Source organism: Bacillus sp. AF23 (assembly GCF_020861455.1).
In the GTDB taxonomy this organism is placed as follows: Bacteria; Bacillota; Bacilli; order Bacillales; family Bacillaceae; genus Bacillus; species Bacillus halotolerans.
Window position 1 is genome coordinate 216074 of the sequence record NZ_JAJHVY010000030.1, and the last position, 24346, is coordinate 240419.

27 protein-coding genes and 1 riboswitch are annotated in these 24346 nt (G+C 44.6%); of the genes, 8 read left to right on the forward strand and 19 right to left on the reverse strand.

Going from position 1 to position 24346, the window contains the following annotated elements:
• Positions 1–4 precede the first annotated feature (4 nt).
• Positions 5–169 carry an anti-adapter protein SpxO gene (spxO, locus tag LNN34_RS16905; protein ID WP_003221681.1) on the reverse strand — a complete coding sequence of 55 codons (165 nt, stop codon included), beginning with the start codon at positions 167–169 and terminating at the stop codon, positions 5–7.
• Between the two features lie 168 nt (positions 170–337).
• Here spxO and LNN34_RS16910 point away from each other — a divergent pair, with 168 nt between their 5' ends.
• The gene (locus LNN34_RS16910; RefSeq protein ID WP_044159068.1) at positions 338–1213 is read left to right on the forward strand and encodes a TetR/AcrR family transcriptional regulator; all 876 of its coding nucleotides are present in this window, start codon (positions 338–340) and stop codon (positions 1211–1213) included.
• A gap of 37 nt (positions 1214–1250) precedes the next feature.
• Here LNN34_RS16910 and fumC read toward each other — a convergent pair whose 3' ends face one another.
• Complete coding sequence (gene fumC, locus LNN34_RS16915) at positions 1251–2639, reverse strand: class II fumarate hydratase (protein ID WP_010331827.1); 1389 nt, start codon at positions 2637–2639, stop codon at positions 1251–1253.
• Between the two features lie 66 nt (positions 2640–2705).
• Complete coding sequence (locus tag LNN34_RS16920) at positions 2706–2891, reverse strand: YvzF family protein (RefSeq protein ID WP_010331829.1); 186 nt, start codon at positions 2889–2891, stop codon at positions 2706–2708.
• Between the two features lie 117 nt (positions 2892–3008).
• Between LNN34_RS16920 and LNN34_RS16925 the strand changes: the two genes are divergently transcribed.
• The 3 genes from LNN34_RS16925 to LNN34_RS16935 are packed head-to-tail and all read left to right on the forward strand — an operon-like array spanning position 3009 to position 6635.
• The gene (locus LNN34_RS16925; protein WP_229043905.1) at positions 3009–4454 is read left to right on the forward strand and encodes a spore germination protein; all 1446 of its coding nucleotides are present in this window, start codon (positions 3009–3011) and stop codon (positions 4452–4454) included.
• On the forward strand, positions 4426–5520 hold the full coding sequence (locus LNN34_RS16930) for a spore germination protein (RefSeq protein WP_229043907.1): 1095 nt from the start codon (positions 4426–4428) through the stop codon (positions 5518–5520). Before LNN34_RS16925 ends, LNN34_RS16930 begins: the two co-directional genes overlap by 29 nt.
• Complete coding sequence (locus LNN34_RS16935; RefSeq protein WP_229043909.1) at positions 5517–6635, forward strand: Ger(x)C family spore germination protein; 1119 nt, start codon at positions 5517–5519, stop codon at positions 6633–6635. The genes LNN34_RS16930 and LNN34_RS16935 overlap by 4 nt, the downstream gene beginning before the upstream one ends.
• A gap of 7 nt (positions 6636–6642) precedes the next feature.
• On the opposite strand, the gene liaR is transcribed toward LNN34_RS16935, so the two are convergent.
• The 11 genes from liaR to LNN34_RS16990 form a co-directional block, all read right to left on the reverse strand.
• Entirely contained in the window at positions 6643–7278 is a 636-nt protein-coding gene (gene liaR / locus LNN34_RS16940; protein ID WP_024122798.1) for a two-component system response regulator LiaR, read from the reverse strand.
• Complete coding sequence (liaS, locus tag LNN34_RS16945; RefSeq protein ID WP_229043911.1) at positions 7256–8338, reverse strand: two-component system sensor histidine kinase LiaS; 1083 nt, start codon at positions 8336–8338, stop codon at positions 7256–7258. Before liaS ends, liaR begins: the two co-directional genes overlap by 23 nt.
• Positions 8335–9063 (reverse strand): LiaRS two-component regulatory system accessory protein LiaF, encoded by a 729-nt coding sequence (gene liaF / locus LNN34_RS16950; protein WP_044159076.1) that lies wholly within the window; start codon positions 9061–9063, stop codon positions 8335–8337. Before liaF ends, liaS begins: the two co-directional genes overlap by 4 nt.
• 34 nt (positions 9064–9097) lie before the next feature.
• Complete coding sequence (locus tag LNN34_RS16955) at positions 9098–9970, reverse strand: DUF4097 domain-containing protein (RefSeq protein WP_199398161.1); 873 nt, start codon at positions 9968–9970, stop codon at positions 9098–9100.
• 99 nt (positions 9971–10069) lie between these two features.
• On the reverse strand, positions 10070–10750 hold the full coding sequence (gene liaH / locus LNN34_RS16960; protein WP_059292579.1) for a stress responsive protein LiaH: 681 nt from the start codon (positions 10748–10750) through the stop codon (positions 10070–10072).
• Positions 10751–10776: 26 nt separating this feature from the next.
• On the reverse strand, positions 10777–11157 hold the full coding sequence (liaI, locus tag LNN34_RS16965; protein ID WP_059292578.1) for a cell envelope stress-induced membrane anchor protein LiaI: 381 nt from the start codon (positions 11155–11157) through the stop codon (positions 10777–10779).
• A 161-nt stretch (positions 11158–11318) separates the two neighbouring features.
• Entirely contained in the window at positions 11319–12587 is a 1269-nt protein-coding gene (locus LNN34_RS16970) for an MFS transporter (RefSeq protein WP_024122804.1), read from the reverse strand.
• Between the two features lie 179 nt (positions 12588–12766).
• Positions 12767–13348, reverse strand: a complete 582-nt coding sequence (locus LNN34_RS16975) for a cob(I)yrinic acid a,c-diamide adenosyltransferase (protein WP_024122805.1) — start codon at positions 13346–13348, stop codon at positions 12767–12769.
• A gap of 22 nt (positions 13349–13370) precedes the next feature.
• Positions 13371–14711, reverse strand: coding sequence for an ATP-binding cassette domain-containing protein (locus tag LNN34_RS16980; RefSeq protein ID WP_103671339.1), 1341 nt, complete (start codon positions 14709–14711; stop codon positions 13371–13373).
• Positions 14708–15769, reverse strand: coding sequence for a FecCD family ABC transporter permease (locus LNN34_RS16985; RefSeq protein WP_095714049.1), 1062 nt, complete (start codon positions 15767–15769; stop codon positions 14708–14710). The genes LNN34_RS16980 and LNN34_RS16985 overlap by 4 nt, the downstream gene beginning before the upstream one ends.
• Positions 15732–16685: an ABC transporter substrate-binding protein gene (locus tag LNN34_RS16990; protein ID WP_024122808.1), complete on the reverse strand. Its 954-nt coding sequence runs from the start codon at positions 16683–16685 to the stop codon at positions 15732–15734. Before LNN34_RS16990 ends, LNN34_RS16985 begins: the two co-directional genes overlap by 38 nt.
• A 101-nt stretch (positions 16686–16786) precedes the next feature.
• Positions 16787–16926: riboswitch (cobalamin riboswitch) on the reverse strand.
• A gap of 154 nt (positions 16927–17080) precedes the next feature.
• Between LNN34_RS16990 and LNN34_RS16995 the strand changes: the two genes are divergently transcribed.
• A complete protein-coding gene (locus tag LNN34_RS16995) occupies positions 17081–17872 on the forward strand; it encodes an SDR family NAD(P)-dependent oxidoreductase (protein WP_095714050.1) in 792 nt (263 codons plus the stop codon).
• A 35-nt stretch (positions 17873–17907) separates the two neighbouring features.
• Here LNN34_RS16995 and LNN34_RS17000 read toward each other — a convergent pair whose 3' ends face one another.
• The 5 genes from LNN34_RS17000 to sigO form a co-directional block, all read right to left on the reverse strand.
• Positions 17908–18786 (reverse strand): SMP-30/gluconolactonase/LRE family protein, encoded by an 879-nt coding sequence (locus LNN34_RS17000; protein WP_213417946.1) that lies wholly within the window; start codon positions 18784–18786, stop codon positions 17908–17910.
• Positions 18787–18855: 69 nt separating this feature from the next.
• Positions 18856–20598 (reverse strand): sensor histidine kinase, encoded by a 1743-nt coding sequence (locus LNN34_RS17005; protein ID WP_127696482.1) that lies wholly within the window; start codon positions 20596–20598, stop codon positions 18856–18858.
• Positions 20595–21314: a two-component system response regulator YvrH gene (yvrH, locus tag LNN34_RS17010; RefSeq protein WP_024122812.1), complete on the reverse strand. Its 720-nt coding sequence runs from the start codon at positions 21312–21314 to the stop codon at positions 20595–20597. The genes LNN34_RS17005 and yvrH overlap by 4 nt, the downstream gene beginning before the upstream one ends.
• 153 nt (positions 21315–21467) lie before the next feature.
• A complete protein-coding gene (gene rsoA / locus LNN34_RS17015) occupies positions 21468–21704 on the reverse strand; it encodes a sigma-O factor regulator RsoA (protein ID WP_024122813.1) in 237 nt (78 codons plus the stop codon).
• Positions 21705–21707: 3 nt separating this feature from the next.
• Positions 21708–22238: an RNA polymerase sigma factor SigO gene (gene sigO / locus LNN34_RS17020; protein ID WP_101860062.1), complete on the reverse strand. Its 531-nt coding sequence runs from the start codon at positions 22236–22238 to the stop codon at positions 21708–21710.
• A gap of 205 nt (positions 22239–22443) precedes the next feature.
• Between sigO and LNN34_RS17025 the strand changes: the two genes are divergently transcribed.
• The 3 genes from LNN34_RS17025 to LNN34_RS17035 all read left to right on the forward strand — a co-directional run bounded on the left by LNN34_RS17025 (position 22444) and on the right by LNN34_RS17035 (position 24342).
• The gene (locus LNN34_RS17025) at positions 22444–22599 is read left to right on the forward strand and encodes a YvrJ family protein (RefSeq protein ID WP_103671337.1); all 156 of its coding nucleotides are present in this window, start codon (positions 22444–22446) and stop codon (positions 22597–22599) included.
• 119 nt (positions 22600–22718) lie between these two features.
• Complete coding sequence (gene oxdC, locus LNN34_RS17030; RefSeq protein ID WP_229043913.1) at positions 22719–23876, forward strand: oxalate decarboxylase; 1158 nt, start codon at positions 22719–22721, stop codon at positions 23874–23876.
• A 64-nt stretch (positions 23877–23940) separates the two neighbouring features.
• Positions 23941–24342 carry a YrvL family regulatory protein gene (locus tag LNN34_RS17035; protein WP_105953877.1) on the forward strand — a complete coding sequence of 134 codons (402 nt, stop codon included), beginning with the start codon at positions 23941–23943 and terminating at the stop codon, positions 24340–24342.
• Positions 24343–24346 lie beyond the last annotated feature (4 nt).

A 24346-nucleotide genomic window follows, 5' to 3' on the forward strand; every position in this document is an offset into this window, starting at 1 on the left:
TTTTTTATGTGAAAGAATAGCCGTTAAAATCTCTGTAATTTGTTTTGAGCGGCTGTTTGCATTGATGAACCCATTTTTTCTCTGACAACGTCTGCTTCGGATATTTGACTTTTTCCACTTTAATTCCTCTGTTTCGCAAGCGGCTGATCATTTCGTCCAATTCTCTCATTTCAGATTCACCCTTTCGCTTGAGCTTTGACCGTTCGGTCATCTCAATTTATAATATAAATAATACATGATAAAAAAACAAGTTACAATAAGGTTAAATTTATAACGTATGGTATGACTATATGGTCATATCCTATGTAGGCCTCAGGCTCCGAAAGGGTGGAACCATTTGAAGGAAAAAGAGAAGCTGATTATTGAAACAGCCATTAAACTGTTTGCCCAAAAAGGATATAACTCAACATCGGTTCAGGAAATTGCCAAAGCATGCAAAATTTCTAAAGGCGCTTTCTATATTTATTTTCCTTCTAAAGAAGCGCTGCTTTTGTCTATGCTGAATTACTATTATGATAAAACGTTTACCCGTATTTTAAATATTAAAACGAAAGGCGACAGCCCCAGAACAGCTTACCGCAAGCAGCTTACCGTGTTCTATGAAAACATCCTTGAACACAAAGACTTTATTACAATGCAGATGAAGGAAGGTTCTCTGCCTTATACGGAGGAAGTAGAGCAATACGCGAAAAAAATCCGCCAGACTTCCCTTCAATTTCACATTGACAGTCTGTTAAACATATACGGAGAGAAAGCTGAACCTTATACAGCGGAGCTTTGTTTTCTAATAGAAGGAATCAGCCAGATTTACCTGGAATGCATGATTTTGCTCGGGTATACTGTGAAGCCGGATCAATTAGCAGATATCGTTATTAACCGAATTGATGATATGGTCAAAGGCATGTCTGAACGAAACGATGAGCCTTTCATCACATTAGAAGAAGCAAGCTCTTTATTCGGGCCCCTGTCTCACGGACGTCCTGACCCGCTGACTGAATCGATTGTGAAAAGCCTTCGTGAAAAAATAAAAAGCTTGAACACAAACTCCTCTTTTGAATTATCGGAGAGCTTGGACATACTTGAAGCAGAAATGAAGAAAAAAACACCGAAGCTGGTGATCATAAAAGGAATGATCCATAATCTGATGGAGTCGGAAGCTCTCGCAGAGGATGCCGAGCAGCTTACATATCTCTTGAAACAGCAATATATTTAGAAGAACGGCTGCTTTACAAGCAGCCGTTTTTTCTCTATTACGCCTTTGGTTTTACCATATCTTCCGGTTTCACCATTTCGTTAAATTGTTCCTCTGTCAGCAATTCAAGCTTCAAAGCCGCTTCTTTCAGCGTCAATCCCTCTTTATGGGCAAGCTTGGCAATTTTTGCGGCGTTTTCATATCCGATATGCGGATTCAGCGCCGTAACCAGCATTAAAGAATTCGACAGGTTTTCCTGAATCGTTTCTTTATTTGGCTCGATACCGACAGCACACTTATCATGGAATGAGTTCATTCCGTCACTCAGCAGCTGCACGGATTGCAGGAAGTTGTAAATGATCACAGGTTTAAATACGTTTAGTTCAAAGTTCCCCTGACTTGCGGCAAAGCCGATTGTCGCATCGTTCCCCATAATTTGCGCTGCGATCATCGTCAGTGCTTCACTTTGTGTCGGGTTCACTTTTCCAGGCATAATGGAGCTGCCAGGCTCATTTTCAGGAATGACAATCTCCCCGATGCCGCAGCGAGGTCCGCTCGCAAGCCATCTGACATCGTTTGCGATTTTCATTAAATCAGCGGCAAGAGCTTTTAAAGCGCCGTGTGCATATGTGATTTCGTCATGGCTTGTCAGCGCGTGGAATTTATTCGACGAGCTGTTAAACGTTTGACCTGTCAGTTTCGTGATCTCCTCTGAAACAAGCTCTCCAAATTCAGGATGAGCATTGATTCCTGTTCCGACAGCTGTCCCTCCGATTGCAAGCGCACGCATTTTGTCTGTCGCTTCTAAAATCATTTCCTTCGAACGATCGAGCATGTGCACCCATCCGCTGATTTCCTGTCCAAGAGTCAGAGGTGTGGCATCCTGAAGGTGCGTACGTCCGATTTTCACAATATCATTGTATGCTTTCGCTTTTTCGTCTAACGTATTGCGAAGCTGATCAAGCGCAGGCACAAGCTGTTCATAGACAGATAAAACGGCAGCAACGTGCATCGCTGTCGGGAACGTATCGTTTGAGCTTTGGCTGCGGTTAACGTCATCGTTTGGATGAATCGTTTGATCAGAGTTCTTTTCTTTTAATAACGCAGTCGCGCGATTGGCCACCACTTCGTTCATGTTCATGTTGCTTTGTGTGCCGCTTCCGGTCTGCCATACAACAAGCGGGAAGTTATCATCATATTTGCCTTTGAGCACATCATCACAAACTGCTGCAATGGCTTCCGCTTTTTCCGCATCTAGATTGCCCAGGCGTTTATTAGCGATCGCCGTGCTGCGTTTCAATATTGCAAACGCCTTCACAACACGCATCGGCATTTTTTCAGAACCAATCTTGAAGTTCTCCTTGCTTCGCTGTGTTTGGGCGCCCCAAAATTTATCAGCAGGAACTTTTACTTCTCCCATGGTGTCTCTTTCAATTCTGTAGTCCATTTTATGTATCCCTCCATAACGGTTGCTTCAATAGATCAAATTCGCCAGTGATATAAAAAATCCTTTTTATTTTTCGATCTTGGCAGATTTTAATTTTAATTCAAGATATACGCGGGAGTCCTTTGAATATTTGTACTTCGGATTCGTTCGTCCGTACTCCCTTGATGTATAAGAGACATCGTAATGCTTTTCAAATGATTTAATGAGCTGTTCTATTTCTTCTTGTTTTCCTGCAAGTCTTACCTGTGCCACTTCATATCCTCCGCTTTCATAAAAAAACTTCTGCCATAAAATACTGTAACACAGTATATCATTTTTTTAACAGGAAAAGATAACCTCTACTAAGGTTTTGGACAAGAGGTGACCTCGTTGGAACAAACAGAATTTAAGGAATATATACACGATAATTTAGCAATGGTGCTTCCAAAATTAAAAGAAAACGATGATCTGGTGAAAAACAAAAAAATGCTGGCGAACGGACTTGTTTTTTACTATCTCTACTTCAGTGAATTGAATGACCAGCAGAAGGTTTTAGAATCGATCAAAACCTTAATCAAGGATGAGGAGACGCTGACGCTTGAGCAGGTCAAAAAACGCCTCGACCAAATTGACGCAAGGCCGATAGAAACGGAAGAAAAAACGGTTAAGGAGATTCTCAGCGGCAATTGTGCGGTGTTTGTTAATGGACTCAACAAAGCCTATATCCTGTCCACAGGAAAGAAACAAACAAGAAGTCTGGCAGAGCCGACGACTGAAAAAGTGGTTCGCGGACCAAAGGTTGCGTTTGTGGAGGATATCGATACAAATCTTGCTCTGATCAGGCAAAGGACCACTCATCCGAAACTCATTACCAAAAAAATCATGATTGGCGATAACAAACTGAAGCCGGCGGCGATGATGTACATTGAAGGCAAAGCAAAAAAGTCCGTTGTGAAAGAAGTAAAAGCGCGGCTTAACAATATCAAACTGGAGGATATCCAGGACAGCGGAACGCTTGAAGAACTTATTGAAGATAATAAATACTCGCCATTTCCGCAAATTCAAAATACGGAAAGGCCCGATAAAGTGTCGTCCGCCCTGTTCAACGGCCGGGTTGCGATTTTGGTGGACAGTTCCCCATTTGTGCTTTTGGTGCCGGTTTCTCTCGGTGTACTGATGCAATCTCCGGATGATTACTATGAACGCTGGATCTCGGCATCCCTCATCCGGTCGCTGCGTTTTGCTTCTATATTCATCACCTTGTTTTTGTCATCGATTTATATCGCACTCGTGTCATTCCATCAAGGGCTCTTGCCGACCGCGCTCGCCGTCACAATTTCAGCGAACAGGGAAAACGTGCCGTTTCCTCCGATATTTGAAGCCTTGCTGATGGAAGTGACGATCGAGCTGCTAAGGGAAGCCGGTCTGCGTCTTCCAAACCCATTGGGACAGACGATCGGTCTCGTCGGGGGTGTCGTCATCGGACAAGCGGCGGTAGAAGCGAATCTCGTCAGTTCGATTATGGTGATTGTCGTCAGTGTCATTGCCCTTGCATCCTTTACCGTTCCCCAATACGGAATGGGGCTGTCTTTCCGGGTGCTGCGTTTTATTTCGATGTTTTCCGCCGCAATACTCGGGCTGTACGGGATTATTTTATTTATGCTGGTCATTTATACGCACCTTACGAGACAAACGAGCTTTGGATCTCCGTATTTTTCGCCAAATGGATTTTTCAGCCTGAAAAATACAGAGGATTCCATTATCCGTCTCCCAATTAAAAACAAACCAAAAGAGGCGAATAATCCAAATGAGCCAAAAACAGACACTCAAACTTAATACCTTTCAAGGTATTTCTGTTGTTGCAAATACAATGCTCGGTGCCGGTCTTTTAACATTGCCCCGAGCGCTGACCAGTAGGGGTAATACTCCTGACGGCTGGATCTCGCTGATATTAGAAGGTGTCATTTTTATTTTTTTCATTTATTTAAACACGCTCATTCAGAAAAAACATCAATATCCCTCACTGTTTGAGTATTTGCGGGAAGGCCTTGGGAAATGGATTGGCAGCATCATTGGGCTTTTGATCTCCTGCTATTTTATCGGAGTGGCCAGTTTTGAAACCAGGGCGATGGCTGAAATGGTAAAGTTTTTCCTGCTGGAGAGAACGCCGATTCAGGTCATTATTATAACGTTTATCTGCTGCGGCATCTATTTAATCGTAGGGGGGCTAAGTGATGTTTCGCGGCTGTTTCCCTTTTATTTAACGGTTACGATAATTATTTTGCTGATTGTGTTTGGGATCAGTTTTAAAATTTTTGACATCAATAACTTGCGCCCTGTTTTAGGTGAAGGCTTGGGCCCCATTGCGAACTCCCTTACTGTTGTTTCGATCTCATTTTTAGGAATGGAAGTGATGCTGTTTCTTCCTGAGCATATGAAAAAAAAGAAATACACATTCAGATACGCGGCTATTGGCTTTCTGATTCCGATTATTTTATATATCCTGACGTATATCATTGTTGTCGGGGCTTTGACAGCTCCTGAGGTAAAAACGCTGATCTGGCCGACCATTTCTCTCTTTCAGTCTTTTGAGCTGAAAGGCATATTCATTGAACGGTTTGAATCGTTTTTACTGATCGTCTGGATTATTCAGTTTTTCACAACGTTTGTCATTTACGGGTATTTTGCCGCTAACGGGCTGAAGAAGACGTTTGGATTATCGACTAAAAAAAGCATGGTGCTCATCGGTGCGGCTGTCTATTATTTTTCTTTATGGCCGGATGACACCAATCAAGTCATGATGTACAGCGATTATCTGGGGTACATTTTCGTCTGCCTGTTTCTGCTTCCCTTCATTCTGTTTTTCATTGTAGCTCTCAAAAGGAGGATTACAGCAAAATGAAAATCCGGATTTTAAGTATGTTCATATGTATCCTATTGCTGACCGGATGCTGGGACAGCCGGAATATTGAGGAATTAAGCCTGATCATTGGTGTTGGCTTAGACAAGCCGGATGATAAAAATTTAGAACTGACACAGCAGATTCTCGTGCCGAAAAAAATCAGCGCCAAGGAAGGCTCTTCATCTGATCCGACACAGCTTGCTATCACAAAGGGTGAAACGGTCCATCAAATGATGAGAACATCTGCATTAAAGCATAATCCTACGTTTTCACAGCATTTGCGTCTCATTCTGCTTTCCAAGAGCGTGATTGCGAATCATATTGGAATGGACGCGATCATTAACCAGTTTGTCAGAGACAACGGAACAAGGAGGAGTTCGTACGTCTTTGTCACCGATGGCAGAACTAAGGATATATTTAAAATGAATGATCAAGGCGAACCCGCATCCAATGTAATTTACGATCTGACAGAGAATAATGCGGTCACGATCAGAATGATGGAGCCTGTTACATTGGGGGAGATCTCAGAACATTTGACCTCTGACGATTCGTTCCTCATCCCTCATGTCGGTAAGGAAAACGGCAAACTCGCGATAAACGGGGCCACAATCATCAAAGACAAATTATGGTACCGGAATTTAACTACGGTTGAGGTTCAAAATATCAACTTATTTACAGGCACTGTCGAAGGAGGCGTCATTGATATGAGGCATAATGGCAATCTTTTTTCTTACGAAGTGTACTCCAGCAATCGTAAGATCAAGACATCCTACAAGGACGGAAAGTTCAAATTCACCGTCACACGCAATATTGAAGGGCGTTTATCCGAGGACTGGAATCCTGATGAAGATTCCTTTAAGGACTCGTATATCAAAGAAATTGAAAAGACAGTCGAAAAACGATTAGAAGAAACAGTAACAGCATTTATTACAGACAAACTGCAGAAAGATATCAAAGCGGACGTGATCGGATTGGGAAACGAGGTCAGAATCCATTATCCTCAGAAGTGGAAAAAGATTTCAAAAAAATGGGATGATTATTTCAGCAATGCGGAAATAGACTACCGCGTCAATGTGGTTGTCAGAGACTTCGGGACGAAGGGCGCGTCCAAATAGCGGACGCCTATTTGACGAGGTGATTTCGGTGTGCGTAAACCGCCGCCTGTGTCCGGTCACTGACATCCAGCTTTGATAAAATATTGGTGATGTGGGTTTTGACTGTTTTGATCGTGATAAACAGCTCCTCCCCAATTTCTTTATTTGTTTTTCCTTCTGCAATCAGACAGAGAATCTCAAGCTCCCGTTTCGTGAGGGATTCATGCGGGAGCGCGTTTTCGCCTGAGTGGCGCAGCCGGGATAATACTTTCCCCGCCACTTTTGATTCAAGCTTTGGCTCTCCCTTGCTTGCGGCACGGATCGCATCAGCGATTTCGGCCGCTTTTGACGTTTTTAATAAGTAGCTGAGCGCTCCCGCTTCAATAACCGGGTACACTTTGTCATCATCAATGAAGCTTGTGAGCACAATAATTTTCGGATCGGAAAGCTTCTGGCAAATTTGCTTTGTCGCTTCAATGCCGTCCATGCCTTCCATGACAAGATCCATTAAAATCACATCAGGCTTTAATTCAACAGCAAGCTGTACACCCTCGCTGCCATCAGATGCTTCGCCGATGACATCAATATCGGGCTGTGCTTCCAAAAAAGCGGCGAGCCCCATTCTGACCATTTCATGATCATCAATCAACAATACTCGAATCACGTTCGTTCTCTCCTTTTTCTTCCGGGAAAATCGGGACCTTTACTTCGATTTGTGTGCCTTTTCCTTCAACCGAGATCACCTCGGCGACTCCGCCGATTTCGCTTGCACGTTCTTTCATCGAATTCAAGCCGTAGGATGACGCTTTTACCTGGTCCATCTTGAATCCTTTTCCGTTATCAATAACCTTCAGCCGCAGCTGATTATTCTTTGCGCCGAGGATTACGGATACTTTTGAGGCTTTTGAATGCCTGAATACATTCGAAAGAGCCTCCTGTACGATCCTGAATAAATGATCCTCTACTCCTTTGGAAATCGGTGTATCCTGAATGTCCCACTCGATATCAAGCGGCTGTTTTTTCCGGAACTCGTCCAAAAGCTCCGTGAGACCCTCCTTCAGCCCTTTCCCTTCGAGCGTCACTGGCCTTAAATGGAGCAGCAGCGCCCTCATTTCATTTTGGGCTTCTCCCGCCATGTGCTCTACCATCTTGATCCGTTTCACAGTTTTATCATCCGTATCTTTTACGTGTTCTAATACAGCGGAGGTCATCATGGATATCGCAAAGAGCTGCTGGCTGACAGCATCGTGCAGGTCTCTTGCCAATCGCTGGCGTTCTTCTGTAATGACCGATTTCTTCATTTGCACCTGCCATTCAGCCCGTTCATTTGAAAGCTTTTGCAGGGAAGCGACTTGAAGTTCAACCCGCTTCGCCATTTCATTCAGCTGATCGGCTGCAAGCCCGATTTCATCGTCCCCGAGCGGCGGTATTCGATAAGCGAAGTTACCGTTTTCAAATGTTAAAATCGATTCGATCAATGTATCGACCCTTGTTTTCAGCCGGTTGCCGTACATGTAGCCTGACGCAAAACCGATCGTAAGGCTGACCAGCACCAAAATCAGGATAAATGGAATCCCGAACCAGCTTGACGACAGCAGCACAAACGGATCGAGCCGATAGTAAACCATCATAAAAGAAATCAAGCAGACAAAAAGGAGCAGACTGATTCCCGTTGTCATGCGAATGGCGCGCCACTGGAGACTGGCAAGCAGTTTTTTTCTCATACGTATTTCACATCCACATCACCGATAAATAGGGAGACGGATACTTTTACCCGGCGTTTGGACTCGCTGAAATCAGAAGACGCGGCGTATACCTTTGTGCCTAATCCGCTTTTCTTCGAGCCGATCAGATTAATGTCGCCGATAAAAACGGACGAGCTGACAGCCACTTCAAGGTCTGATGGAACATAAATATCAACGTTTCCGATCACTCCGCTGATGACAATCGTGCTCTCTCCCTCCGGAATCATCGCTTTTGACAAGTCGATTTTCACATCGCCGATAAAACCCGATACATTTAAATCATTCAGATCAAACGGCTGCTTCATCATCAGCAGCTCGCCGATAAAAAAGCTTCGCATGTCAGGGTGTTTCACATCTTTAGGAGGCTCGGACTGTTTTTCTTTTTTCGTTAAGTCGATAGGCTTCTCATTCGGTTCAAAAATTGGCTTTCCTTTCACAAGCCGGTAGCCTGCGTAGATTAAAAATGCGGCAAACGCGTAGCCAAATAAGTTAAAGGTGATGCTGAACAGATTTTTCAAAAATAAGAAAGCGGCAAAGATATACATGACGGACCCAAGCCAGTCACGGGAGTACTTTTTTAAAAAATAGCCGGCAATCAGAAAAAAGAGCGGCCAAAACAGCAGATCGCCTATTCCGATAATTTGCAAAAACATACTGATGCCAAATAAAGCAATCATAAGTCCAAGAAGCTGTTTTTTTGTCATTCTGGTTGTTCCGCCTCCTTTCTTCTGCCAGATGCTACTGTATCGCTACATCCCCGCTGTCTGTTTTAATATCGACTAGATGCTGGCCGCTTCCATGTGAGCCTGTGATTTGATGATGATCTTTATGTGCTGTATCAGCAAATGGATACGCCGAACTGACGCTTCCGCTCTCTGAAGCCGCATTGACTTTGAAACTGCCGTTTTCGGGAAGCTCCAGATTCACATCACCGCTCGTTAATGTGACAGCTGAAGAGCCTGCTACCTTTTCTAAATCCGCGCGAAAGTTTCCTGATGTCATCCGTACATCAAGTGAGCCTGAAACACCGTCCAAGTTTGCGTCGCCTGAAGTTAAGCGGATGCCGGCTGTTTTAGCGTCTGTATTTGATATCGACACATCCCCGGAAGAGCCCTTCACCTTCAGCTCCTGAAGGCGGATACCCGTTACGTCCATATTTCCGCTTGCAGATGCTGCGTTCAGCTCGGAAAGCGCGAGATGTTTGTTTCCGGCTACAGACACGTCGCCGCTTGATGTTCTCACAACCAACCCGCCTTTGTACGTGTATGGAATGCGGACGACAAGGGAAGAGCGATGAAATCCATTCAAAAATTGAAATTCTTTTTCCTTTGCCGTCAGCTCCAGCTTTCTTCTCTTTTCAGCCACAAACAATTTCCCGGAGTCACCTGAGATGGTTGCTGATATGTCATTACGTTCTTCCGCTATGATCTTCACATTCTTGTGATCCGATTCAATGATTACGCTTTCGATCTCATGCGGTGAAGCACTGGCTGAATCAGCTTCAGTGCCGTTTATGAATGAAAGACCTTCAGCAAGCACGTCTTTGATTACAACTGCGGAAAAAATAAGAATACCGGCAATGATCAGCAGTTTGCCCAGCATTTTTTTCATTTGTTTTCATCCTTCTCATTCATTCTATTATAAAGGAAAAGCCTGTGAATTGATACGTGCGGAAGGGAAGGACTTGACGAAAACCCTTCCCTGTCCCGCTTATTCATTTGCTGCATGTGATGTTTGATCTGATTTTTTCAATGAGAGTTCCCGCATCTTTTCGATTTCAGCTTCTACTTCACCCGCAAATTCACTTCGGCTCGATTCTGTGCCGGCTTCCGCTGATTTCGAATAATCAGCACGGATTTCCATTTCCTCAATTCGGTTTTCAATCCGCAGAAATTCACGATACGCGCTTTCACTGTCAATTTTGTCGAATGTCGCGTTCATATGCTCTTTTGCTTTTGCCGCGTTTGCCCGGGCAATCAGCGCCTGTTTTTTATCCTTTACGTCCTGAAGTCTTGTTTCAAGTGTGGCCAGCTGTTCTTTCAGCTCAGCCAGCTGGCTGCTTGCCTGTTCGTAGGAAGCTTTGTGCTCTGCTGCCTTTCCCTCTAAATACTTCATTTCTGTCAGCGCTTTTTTCGCAAGCTCTTCTTCACCGGCATCAAAAGCGAGCTGAGCTTGATTCTTACGCTTTCCAGCCACTTCATTTGCTTCTTCATATTTTTTCTTAAATTGAAAGGCAATCGTATGCTGTTTGACGAGCGTTTGTTTTGCTTTTGCAATATCGCTTTCCATATCACGAACGTATTGATTCAGCATCACCTTAGGGTTCTCCATTTTATCCAAGCCTTCATGAACTGACGCAACAAACATATCTCTCATTCTTTTTAATACCATACCGTTATTCCTCCTTATATCATGTGTTATTTTTTCTTTAAGAAATTTTCCCACTCGTCATCAAAATGAGACTGGTAGCCGGCAGAAGCTGGTTCAGGATCAAAGCCTGACACATCGCTTTCCGCGGATCCGTTTTTCATCAGTTTCCAGCCGTAATACACCATAGCGGCTGCGAGTGCAATTCCGACGAGAAACGGCAGTGAGCAAATGAGCATCATCGCCCCGATTCCGCCCAAGATAATACCTGTGATGGTTTTGCCCGCTGCGAATCTTTTGATTCCCGCGTATGTCAGCAAGCCCCCGATCGCAAGCGGAATGATAAAGCCGAAGCTGCCTCCCCCAAAAAAGACGGAGATTCCAAATACAATTAATAAGAATCCGCCTATCGTTTTCTTGTTGATCTTCATGCAGATCCTCCTTTCGTTTTCCTTGTCTTCATCTTATACAAAACAGCAGATGAGCAAAACGAATCAGAGATTGATTTTTGGATAAGACCAGAGTCGTAGACAGCACCGGACCCAGCGGCATAAAAAAAGCCATGCACGAGGCATGGCTTCTTCAAAAACCTTTACAGATGAACACTTGCTTCCCTTTCTTTTACCAAATCGGATTGTTCTGCTTTGGCCAGCTTTGTAAACAGAAGGATTCCGATACCCGCGATAATTTCCACAACTCCCCCGGCAGCGATCACATTTCCTGAACCAAAAGCATTTGCGGCATATCCGCAAATGACAGCGCCGGCCGGAATCGAAATATTTGAGATCATATGTATGACGGCATAAACTTGCGGCTGGTCCTCGCTATCGACAGATGTCTGTATAATCGTATACTCGGGAACATTGATCGCACTGACTGCAGCGCCAAAAGTAAAGGCGGCGAAAAAGACGAGCGGCAAAAAGGTATTCATTCCTGTAATAAAGAATGCGAACCCTTCAATAATGCCTGCCGTTACGAAAAGCAGTCCGTACTTGTTTACTTTTACTTTTGTCAGTACAAATCCCAATAAAAACGCGCCTATTGCGGTGGTGGCTTTTAATAGCGAATATACAATCGGCTGTCCGTTTAAATCCTCCGCAACATACACAGCGGAGAGCGCTTCCCAAGGGGCTGCCGCGAAATTCATAAAAATACAATAGATAGCGAGCGGATATAAGATTTGGTGTTTTCTGACAAGGACAAAACCGCGTTTCAGTCTGCCAAAATATGTACCTCTCTGTGCAACGGCCGCTGATTCCGATTTTGTTTCAACAGCAGTGTATTTGATAAAGAGAACAAGAAAACCAGAAATAAGATAAAGTACGAGAGCCATAAGCATTGTATATGAAGGACTGATAAACGTAAGGAGAGCGCCGCATAGTGTCACAGCTCCAAGCCGGACAATTTGGGCGGACGACTGCAGCACAGCATTTGCTTTTTGAATGCCCTTTTCATCTACAATTTGAGGGATTAAAGCTATGGAAGCAGGATTGTAGGCAGCGCCAGTAGCTGAATGCACAATCATAAGAGTCATAACAAACCACAGCGGAGAGAATCCGCCGAAATGGCAGATCGGAATGATTAAAACAACCGCGGCTCTTGTCAGGTCTGAAAAGTACATCCAGAATTTCAATGTATTCTGCTTCATGAAAGGACCCGTCACAGGTGCTAAAACGGCTTCCGGCAAAAAGGTGACAGCAATCAATAAAGCAGTTCCGATCGCACCTTCACCGTCAAAAATCAAAAACCATAATATCGAATTAAATGCGAACATATCGCCGGAAATCTTGACTATTCTTGAGAAAAAAAGAAAGTTAAAATTTCTCTTCCAGACGCTATCACTTTCAATGAGTCTCACCATCTATCAGAGCCCCCCCCACTGCCTATTTTTTACATCAATTTGTTACAATATCTCATTTTTCCATTTTTCAGTCAATAATTCATAAGGTTCATTTTTTGTCGTAAAAAGGGAAATTGACAAAATGAAAAAAAATAAAAAGCCGGCATGTACTGAGAATGCCAGCTTTTCAATAATGTTTTTTATGATCCGCTGCTGTTTCGATCGCGAAACACAATAGCGCTTCTTTCATACTCCACATCGTCAATACCGCTTCTCACGTTGACAGCCCGTGCTGCGGCAAAGAAATAGTCGGACAATCGATTGAGATAACGGAGCACCATTTCATGGATCTCTTCCGTTTTCATCAGCGCCACCACTTGGCGTTCCGCCCGCCTTGTAATGGTGCGCGCCACATGGAGAAGCGAAGCGGCCTTTGATCCGCCCGGAAGAATAAATCTCTTTAGGTCAGGTGCCTCTTCTGTATAGGCGTCAATGCGCATTTCTAAAAAGGAGACGGATTCTTCCTTCAATTTATAGTCTCTTTTTTCTGTGATGATTGCCAGATCGCCCCCGCAGTCAAAGAGCTCGTGCTGAATGTTGAGCAGCTCGGCCGTTAGATCCTCAAAGCCGCGCTTCCCGGAAAGCTCAGCCAAAGCCAGTCCGACAAAACTGTTCAGCTCATCAATCGTGCCGTAGCTTTCTACTCGGAGGCTGTCCTTGTCTGTTCTGCCTCCGATTAAACTTGTTTGCCCGTTATCGCCTGTTTTTGTATATAGTTTCATCATATCTGTCTCCTTTACAGACTTATTCAAGCAGGTCCGCAGCCTCCCGCACACATTCAGCAGTCCCAAAACTAATCAATTGATTCAGCCGTTTTTCTATGGTTTCTGAAGATATCTCTTCAGTTTGTGTCGCTGCAACGAGGATTTCTCCATGTTCATCCTGTTCACCGCCCAGCACTTTCATCCGCTCGGCTTCCGCCCCCATGACAGCCCTGACAAAGAATTGGTCTGTCGCAAAGCCGTTGATCAAAATCCATATCGAAAAGCCGGACATGACACAAATACAAACGGACAGCTCTTCGTCTTCAAACGTACGGCACACAAGCCGGTCAAGTCTGCCGGAGGAGGCCATCGCACAGGTTTCCTGCGGATAAAAGCCGTTTTCAGATAAATAGGCTGAAAGCTCCTCTTTTTGATCAGACTGGGCAGGCAGCCGTTTATGGAGAAACGTCCGGTTCCAAGAAAAGCCTGAACCGACAGGAGCAGAAGCCAGCGTGCGGAGCGGGATTTCCGTTTGCAAGAGGATCTCGTCGCGCCGCACTTGCAGCAAAGTTTCAAACGGAATCGCCGGCTGCTTTAGGTCGCTGTTTTCAGGCTGAATTGCAATAAGCGGTTTAGGCAATTGATGATGGATGAAAGTGCTGACTTTCGTGTTATACAACGCCTGAATGTGCTCTTCTGTGATGGCGGTTTCCGGTTTTTGCTTAGGTCCGGCTGTTCCGTTTTTTATAAAGACGATTTCATCACAGTACAGGCTAGCGGTGTTCAGATCGTGAAAAACACTGACAGCAGTCAGCCCATTTTCTCTCGTCAGGCGCTTGATAAGATCGAGCAGTTCTTTTTGATAGGCCAAATCCAGAAAATTAGTCGGTTCGTCTAAAAATAAAATACGCGGCTGCTGCGCCAGTGCTTGAGCCAAATAAACCCGCTGCTGTTCGCCCCCGCTTAGATCACGAATCGATTTCTCAGCGAAAGCGAGTACCCCTGTTTGTTCCATCGCATTCCGAATAATGGCTTCATCCTCTTCAGTCTGCTGGCTGAACAGCCCTTTTTGAAATGGATATCTGCCGAAGGATACGGTTTCTTTGACAGTGAAGCTAAAGGCTTGCTCTGTTTTTTGCGGCAGAACTGCCATCATTTGCGCCAGTTTCTTCGGTTTATATTCAGTGAGTGGTTTGCCAGCCAGACAAACGGAGCCTTCTATTGCCGGAAGTGTTCCTGTCAGCAAGTGAAGCAGTGTTGTTTTTCCGCTCCCGTTCGGTCCGAGAATGCCAAGAAATTCTCCCTTCTTCACTGTTAAACTGATATTTTTAATCAGCCGGCTGCCTCCGTAACCTCCCGACAGCCCCTCTGCCTTGATCATAAGCTTCTCCCCCCGCGATGCTGCCGAATTAAAATCAGAGCGAAAACAGGAGCTCCCGCTAAGGCTGTAATAATGCCGATCGGCAGTTCAACCGGTTCAATCATTGTTCTCGAAAGCAGATCGGCCAAAACGAGAAATCCCGCGCCAAGCAAGGCAGACAGCGGCAATAAATGCCGGTGATCCGTTCCCCACAGCAATCTTGTGATATGCGGAATCACAAGCCCGACAAAGCCAATGGTGCCGGATACAGCCACAGCGCTGCCTGTCAGCAGTGACCCTGCAATTAAAATCAGCATTTTTCTGTGCTGGACGCTGACCCCGAGAAGCCTTGCTTTCTCCTCTCCATAGGTCATCACGTTGAGTTCTCTTCCGTTTATGATCAGGATCACGGTTCCTAAAAGAAAAAACGGGAGAAACAGGGCAACGTAGCTCCAGCCTCTCATCGAGACGCTGCCAAGCAGCCAATGCACAATCGGCAGCAAATTATCACCTGTCAGAGCAATGATGAGAGAAATAAATGCGCCCAAAAATGAATTGATGATGACACCGGTCAGAATAAGCGTAGAGACAGACATCGAAGCGTGAACGAGGCGGCTGAACGAAAGAACAGCCACAATCGTGACAAGCGCTGCAGCTACACTTACAACCGGCAGTGTAAAGCCTCCGATGACGGGGAACTGCAGTCCAAAAAATAAGGTTGAAACCGCCCCGACGGAAGCACCGGACGAAACACCGAGCGTATACGGATCAGCGAGCGGATTTTTTAAAAGTCCCTGAAAAGCAGCCCCTGCGATAGAAAGAGCCGCCCCCACAAGGGCGGCCAGCAAGACTCTCGGCAGTCTGATATTCATCATAATATTTGTATACATTGGATCATAGGAGCCGGCAGAGCCGCCAAAACCTTCATGCCAAAAGATATGAAAGATGGCGGATATCGGAATTGGCAGACTGCCGCAGGAAATGCCCAATATGATACTGGCAGCTAAAAATAAGAAACTGATGCTATAAGCAGCAAAACGATTATTCTTTAAACGTATCCGGGTAGATGCTTTCCGCAAGTTCTTCGACCCCTTCGATCAGACGCGGACCTGAACGTGTGACGAGATCAGGATCAACATCATAAACGCGATGATGTTTCACAGCATTGATTCCGCTCCAGCCATCGCGTTTTTCCACCGCATCCGCTTTTACACCGTCCGTTGTGACAATGGCGTCTGGATTCAGCTTTACGATGGCCTCGTCTGTCATTTGCACCCAGCCTTTTTGATCCGCTGCAGCGTTTTTAGCATGGATGACATTCAGCATTTCATTCATAAACGTGTCTTTTCCGGTTGTGTAAATGTCAGGATCAGGCGAAACCTCAATAAAGACGCTTTTTTCCTCGTCTTTTGAAATGGATTTCGCTTTTTCTTTAATCTCCTGCAGGTCTGATTTCATGCTGTTGACCAGTTGGCCCGCTTTTTTCTCAGCTCCGGCAGCTTCACCGATCATTTCGATTGATTTGTATACCTCTGCGAATGATTGTGCATCATTGACAGTCAGCACAGCAATGCCAGCGTCCTTCAGCTGCTTGATGGCATCTGCTGAAGCTGACATGGAAGATTCATGAGCGAGAACGAGATCAGGTTTAAGAGAAATGACTTTCTCGACGTTTACATTCATATCCCCAACCTTCTCAACCTGTTTGACTTCCTTTGGATATGTATCGTTTGTGGTGACGCCGACCACTTTGTCACCGAGTCCGAGAGCATATGTAATTTCCGTGTTGCTCGGCATTAACGAAACAATTTTTTTCGGCTCCTTTTTGATGGTAACATCCTGGTTTGACGCATCATCAATTGTTACAGGGAACGCTTCAGACGCAGCTGTCTTTTGCTTCGCATTGGAATCCTTCTCACCTGCCGCATTGCCGCAGCCTGAAATCATAATGGCGGTCAGCAGTAGCGCCGTCCATATTCCGGCTAATTTTTTCATACCCTTTCCTCCTAAATGAACTAAAAAAGCATCTCTACGATGGTAAAGACGCTGTAAACAACAAAAAAGCCTATTGTTTACACATCATCTGTCCTCGCAGACTTCGTGTTTATCAAACAGGCAGGTATCCTGGCTTTTGGCGCAAAGGCCAATTACAGTGGCGGGACCGCACCGGCTTTTACCGGTTTCCCTATTAAGCCGGCTATTTTCACGTACCGGCACCTGTTTGACATTCGTATCCTTTTTCGGAGTTATTATACTATATGGCTGACAGGCTTGTATATGCAGTATGAATGACTTTTCCGCCGCTGCATGTATGGAAGCAAAATTCTCGTAAACACTAAATTTCATCTTGTATACTAAGTAGCATGATCAATAAAAAAGGAATGATTCTTATGGACTTACAGCTTAAAGACAAGCTTGTCTTAATCACAGGCTCAACTTCCGGCATCGGGAAAGCCGCAGCGAAAAGCTTTTTGCAAGAAGGGGCAGCCGTTATAGTCAATGGCCGAAAACAAGAGACAGTCGATCGCACGGTTGAAGAGCTTTCTTCATATGGAACGGTGCATGGAGCAGCCGCTGACTTATCAAAACCGGATGAAGCAGCAGCTTTTCTTGAAAAAGTGAAGCAGATCGGTGATATAGATGTTCTTGTCAACAATCTCGGTTTCTTTGAAGTGAAGGATTTCGCCGAGGTAACGGATGAAGAATGGAATCAATATTTTGAAGTAAACGTGATGAGCGCTGTTCGGACAAGCCGTCACTTCCTTCCAAAGATGCTTGTCAAAAACAGCGGCCGCATCTTGAATATCGCAAGTGAAGCAGGCGTCAAACCGCTTCCGACTATGATTCCTTATTCAATGACCAAAACAGCGCTGATCAGCCTGTCCAGAGGAATGGCTGAAATGACGAAGGGCACAAAGGTTACGGTTAATTCAGTGCTCCCGGGACCTACTTGGACAGAAGGCGTTGCTTCCTATATGGAGGGCGCCGCAAAGGCAGCCGGCCAGGATACAGATACATTTGTGAAAGACTATTTCAAAGTGAATGAGCCGACTTCACTCATTCAAAGATACGCAACAGCCGAAGAAGTCGCGAGCACAATTGTATTCCTCGCATCTGACGCTGCATCTGCCATTAACGGCACGGCACAGCGTGTGGAAGGCGGAATTATCCGTTCACTTTAAATACAAAAACGCATCCGTTTTCGGATGCGTTTTTTTTATAACTCCCCAGCGAATGGAACCGGCTGGTATCCGCCCGTTTCAAGTTGGGCTGAAAACAATCCGCCCGCATGAGGCTGTTCATATCTTTCTGTTTCTGTCATTTGTTCAGTAGCTGTTGTGATGTAAAGGGTTCTCATGTCCTGGCCGCCGAACGCACAGCACGTGACATATTTGGCCGGAACACTTATTGAATCAATTTCTTTTTTCTGAAAAGGATCAATGTGAACCACACGGCTCCCGCCAAACAGCGCCACCCACAGCATGCCGTTTTGATCAATTGTCATGCCATCCGGCAGTCCATCCGATTTTTCAAAACGATAGACGGTTTCTGGGTTTGAGACGTTTCCGCTTTCGGGATCGTATTGATAGCACACAATCTCCTGCGTCGGCGTGTCAATGTAGTACATCAGGCTGCGTTCGCGATCCCAATCCAAACCGTTCGAGGTTGAAACTTGATCTTTCATTTTGACAAGGCTGCCATCTGTGTCCAAACGGTAAAGCGAGGCTTGTTTTTGTTCGCCTTCCATGCTCGTCGTTCCTGCCCAAAGCCTTCCGTACGGATCACATTTGGCGTCGTTAAACCGAAGGCTCTCATGCATATCCTTCGGCTGTTTGATTTTTTCAAGACTGTCATCATGAAGATGATACAGGTAAAAACCGTCTTTCATCGTCATGATCAGCTCATCCTTTGAATATTTCGCAAGCGCCGTCACAAAGGATGTAAATTTGACCGAACGATTGATTTTTTCTTTAGGATCGAAAATATGGAGCTCGCTTCCTAAAATATCAACCCAGTATAGACGGCCGTTTTCTTCATCCCATAACGGACCTTCACCGATTACTGCCCTAGTGTCTGCTTCTAATATTGCATCCATGTGTAACACCTCTTTAGCTTCAGTCTATATATTGTTATTCCCGGCAAAGAGGTGTCCAAACCACACGCCTTATTCTTTTTTGAAAAGGATGGTAATGACGGAGCCAATATTGATCCTGCTGTTGACGTGAATCGTTCCGTTATGCAGGTGCACCAGCTCTTTGGCAATCGCCAGTCCAAGCCCCGTCCCGGCAGCCGGATCTTTCGTATTGGTTCCTCTGTAATAACGGTTAAATAAATGGGTAATCGTTTCCTCGTCCATTCCTTTTCCATTGTCTTTGACCTTCAATGAAATATGATTTTTTGTCTGTTCAAGAACCACCTGGATCGCTGTTCCTTTATCGTTGTGCTTCACAGCATTTCCGAGCAGATTTTCCAGAATGCGTCTGAACCAGGCTTCATCCAGCGCAAATTCAATATGCTCTTCTCTTGATACAAATGAAATATCATATCCTTCAGAAAACGGATTTTTCTTGAAGTCCTCAATGACATTTTTAAAAAACGGAATGAGGTTCGTGAGCTTTCTCTCCATCGGCAGAGCATCATTTTTCAGACGATACGTTAAATTTAAGTCCTCGATCAGCTTTGACATGTATTCCGATTTCTCTCTGACAACCTGTCCCATTTCTTTCACTTCCTCAGGAGACCAGTCGTATTGCTTCGATTCAAGCATCATGCTATAACCGTAAATGCTGCTGAGGGGTGTTTTTAAATCATGAGACAAACCGGCGATCCATTCTTCCCGTGTCGCCTGGATTTTTTCTCTGTTTGTCTTATCCTGTCTCAGCGTTTCAGTCAGCTGATCCATAGATTCAAATATCTCACCGAAGAAGCGGTACGGCTGTTTGATTTTTCCCTTTTTGTTTTTACTGACAGGGCGCCCTTTACGGTTTTTCGGTTCTTCAAGCTTCCCTTTTGATAGATTGACAAGCCATTTGATTGTATGAAAAATCGGCAAGCCGAATCTGAACATATACCAGGCAGTCATCCAGAATATATAAAGAATCAGAACGCCCATAATCAGAAACATTGCTTTCAGGACAACCCTCAGAAACGATTTATTAAACTCCTGGTCAGTAATATAGACAGGGTTTGGCACCGAAGCGACCATCCACCTGTTTTGATCGAGGAATTTAACAGAAATCTCCCGTTTATAGTTCCATGGTTTAGAGCTGTATTTGAGAAGCTCCAGCTGGTTCATCGTTTTTCTTTCGCTTTTCTTGCTGTTAATGCTGTCGAGTATGTTCCCGTTTCTGTCTAACAGATACACGGCTCCTTTTTCACGCTTAATATAGTCAATTGTACTGGACTTATATTGTGACAAAGAGTCGATGGAGGGTTCACGGCTTTCAATGGAAGTCAGCAGCTGTTCGCTCTTTGATTTCCAGCCGAACAAGAGGAGGTACGACTTGTCTTCAATATTGATTGCCCAATAATTCAGCTTATAGTTATCAAGCTTCTTGCTTTTATAAATAGACAAAAGCTCCTTCTTGGTGTAGGTGCCGGGCACGTCTTTCGGCACGCTGTAGGAATAATCCGTTTTCCCATTAGAATCAATGATTTGCATCCAGCCGTGCTGTTTATCAACAGATTTCTTCAGAAAATCGTCCACTTCCCATGACCCGTCTTCGTTTACATCGAGATACGCCTCAAGCGTGTCAGTCGTTGCCTTTGTCAGCCCTGAATTGGATTCCGCATCGCTGAATCGCGCGTCTAAATAGAAAAAGGAAGCCACAAGCATGATCGAAAGAAGAAGGATAACAATCAGCATCTGCCCGAAAAAGTGAAACAGAAACTTCCACCTTAACCTCATGGGCGCTTTCCGTTTCCTTCTGGACTCGGGATAAAACGGTATCCGAGACCGCGAACGGTTACGATATATTCCGGATTGCTCGGGTCACGCTCAATTTTTTCCCGGAGCTTACGGATATGAACCATGACGGTATTGTTATCTCCGTACGAAGGATAGCCCCATACTTTTTCATAAATTTGATCTTTAGAAAGCACCACATTGGGATGTTCGCAAAAATACTGAAGCAGCTGCAAAAGCTGAGCCGAACAGGCTACAGTTTCCCCGCCCACAATCAGCTCGGCATTTTGCGGAGAAAATGTAAAGTAATCATATGTATAGGTTTTGTTTGATTCAGCTGCATTCGACTGATACGTACGCTTTAAATGCGCTCTGATCCGCGCGGCTAATTCCAGCGGATTAAATGGTTTTGTAATATAATCATCAGCTCCGACCGCAAAACCCGATAATTTGTCAGCGTCCGATGATCTCGCCGTCAGGAAAAAAATCGGGGCGTCTGAATACTCCCTGATTAATGTGCACGCCTCAAAACCGGTCATTCCGCCCATCATGACATCCAATACGATTAAATCAACCTTATTTGTCTTGACAACCGGAATGGCTTCCTCTGCACTTGCCGCATCCAGTATATGTCGATAACCTTCTTTTTCGAGAACGCGTTTGATCATATCCACAATCGCTTTCTCATCGTCTACGATTAAAATTGACGCATTTTCCACTTTTATGTTCCTTTCTGTCACTGTTTTTTTTTCATCTTATCATTATATCGTTTCTTTTTGGTACATTTTTGAATAGGAGGGCTCTTGACGGGGGTGAACAGCAGGAAACGGGAACCTGCAAAATGTTCCCGTTTTTCTTAGAATGAGGTATCGTTATGAGTTCTCGTCTACCATATACAGAATAAACTCCCAAAATCCCGGAACATCCTGACACAGAAGCATATCAGCCTTTTCAAACATTTTGATTTTCAGCTCCTGCTCCAAATCTTCTCTCTCTTGATAGGACGTATTGCTGAGTTTTTTTCTGATCATCGGTGAAAAGCATGCAATCAGATGCTCAATGTCGTACATTTCATCTTTATTCCTATTATGTTCAAACTGGCCGCTCACAGTTTACTTTTCCCCCTTTTTTTGCGCCGCTAGCTGCTTTCTGATATTTTCTAATCCCTTTTTATGAATATTAGAGATATTTTGCCGGGACTCACCTAATGAATCAGCGATTTCCTGCATCGTGGCACCGTGAAGATAGACTTTTGTCAGTACGCTTTTTTGTTTGTCAGTCAGATTCTGAATCGCTTGATAAAGCTGATAATCCTGGACATGCTGGCTCAAATCATCCTGCAGGTCTAAAAATTCCTCAAACGCGTCACTTCCCGCTTCGGCAGGAAGTCGTTCTCCTGCTTCCGGATGATCAACCGTCAGCGGATACCGTTTTTGATTTTTGCGAACCCGCTTATCAAAATCGATGGAAAAAATCCGAATCATTGAATTCATATACTTGACGATGCGAATCTCTTTATAAAATTGCTTGAATTGCTCGTCCAACGATTTTGCATCCTTTTCATTCGGGTTTTCCATTACATTTTTGAACAAACGGTAATGCTGAGGGTTGCTCAAAAAATGCTTCACGATGGGATGCTTCATAATCTCCTTACATTTCGATCGCAACAGACCTTGATAGTCCATCAAACCGCCTCCCTACTAAATTAAATGAAGGAAAGCAAAAAAAAGTAAACTACTACTTTCAGACTAGCGTTTGCTGAAGCAAACCTTCCAGTCATGGTTTACGATTTCTTGGATTCCCTTCACTTACTTACATGACTGCACAAAAAGGAGGGAGGTGTTTTTCATGGATCAGGTTTTTGTAGAGGAAGTCGTCAAGCAGATCAGCAATCTCGGGTTCCCGGCACTGATCGCAATGTACCTGCTGACCCGTTTCGAGAAAAAATTCGATCAGCTCATTGAACTGATGACAGAGCTGAAAGATCAAAAAGCGAAACATTAATTTTGTATCGAAGTTGACTTTTCATCGTTTTTTTTCACTTAACAAGACAGAAGGGAAAACGAAAGGCCTTTCACATTCTCTTTCTGCGCCACAATTATTTTTAAGGAGGAGACAGGAAAATGAAAAAACAAAACGACATTCCCCAGCCAATCAGAGGAGATAAGGGAGCGACAGTGAAAATCCCGCGTAATATTGAAAGGGACCGGCAGAATCCCGATATGCTCGTACCGCCGGAAACCGATCATGGCACCGTTGAAAATATGAAGTTTTCTTTCTCAGATACTCATAACCGTTTGGAAAAAGGCGGGTACGCCCGTGAAGTTACCGTACGTGAGCTGCCGATTTCAGAAAACCTGGCTTCTGTTAATATGCGGCTGAAGCCAGGCGCCATTCGCGAGCTTCATTGGCATAAGGAAGCAGAGTGGGCTTATATGATCTACGGGACAGCACGCGTCACGATTGTGGATGAAAAGGGCCGCAGCTTTATTGATGATGTAGGCGAAGGAGATTTATGGTACTTCCCGTCAGGCCTGCCGCACTCGATTCAAGCGCTTGAAGAAGGGGCAGAGTTCCTGCTCGTATTTGACGACGGGTCATTCTCTGAAAACAGCACGTTCCAGCTGACAGACTGGCTTGCCCACACCCCTAAAGAAGTGATTGCCGCTAATTTTGGCGTAACAGAAGAAGAAATCGCCAATTTGCCGGGCAAAGAAAAATATATATTTGAAAAACCTGTGCCCGGCTGTTTAAAAGATGACATTGTGGAAGGGCCGTACGGCGAAGTGCCTTATCCGTTTACGTACCGCCTTCTTGAACAGGAGCCGATTGCATCAGAAGGAGGAAAGGTGTACATTGCGGATTCGACAAACTTTACAGTGTCTAAAACCATTGCATCCGCGCTTGTAACCGTGGAACCAGGCGCCATGAGAGAACTTCACTGGCATCCGAATACGCATGAATGGCAATATTACATCTCCGGTAAAGCGAGAATGACCGTTTTTGCTGCTGACGGCCATGCGAGAACCTTTAACTATCAAGCCGGTGATGTCGGTTATGTTCCATTTGCGATGGGCCACTACGTAGAAAACCTCGGCGATGAACCGCTCGTCTTTTTAGAAATCTTTAAAGATGACCATTATGCTGATGTGTCTTTAAACCAATGGCTCGCAATGCTTCCTGAAACCTTCGTCCAAGAACACCTTGACTTAGGCAAAGAGTTTACGGATGTCCTTTCAAAAGAAAAGCATCCGGTTGTGAAAAAGAAAAGCAGTAAATAAAAAACTGGCAGCTTGCAGAGAGCGCTCGTTCTCTCTCTGCAAGCGCTGATAAGGAGCTGAACCAGTGATACATCAAAAGTATTTATTACGGCAGGCCGTACAGTATGTGCTGGCAGCGGCGGCTGTGTTATTTTGCTATTTTACAATCATTCTCTGTGTCTTTTCTTTGGCGGGAACGAGCTACCGATCAGCTGCTCATGTCCTGCTTTTTGCTGTGTTATTTCTTGTGCTCGGACTATGCTTTGAACCTTTTGAACGGCTGATGATACATAGTTTTACGTTTTTTAAGACTGGAAAACGAGCTTTTATCCTTATGGCCGGCACCGTCCAGCTGCTGTTTTTATGGATGACCGCTTATACGGCAGATCAAATGATTCATAACATTTGGCTGTCAACCACAGAAGAAATGATCCTCGCAGCCGTTTTTCTTATTTTGGATAAATGCAATTCAGCACTGCCCAAATAAAAAA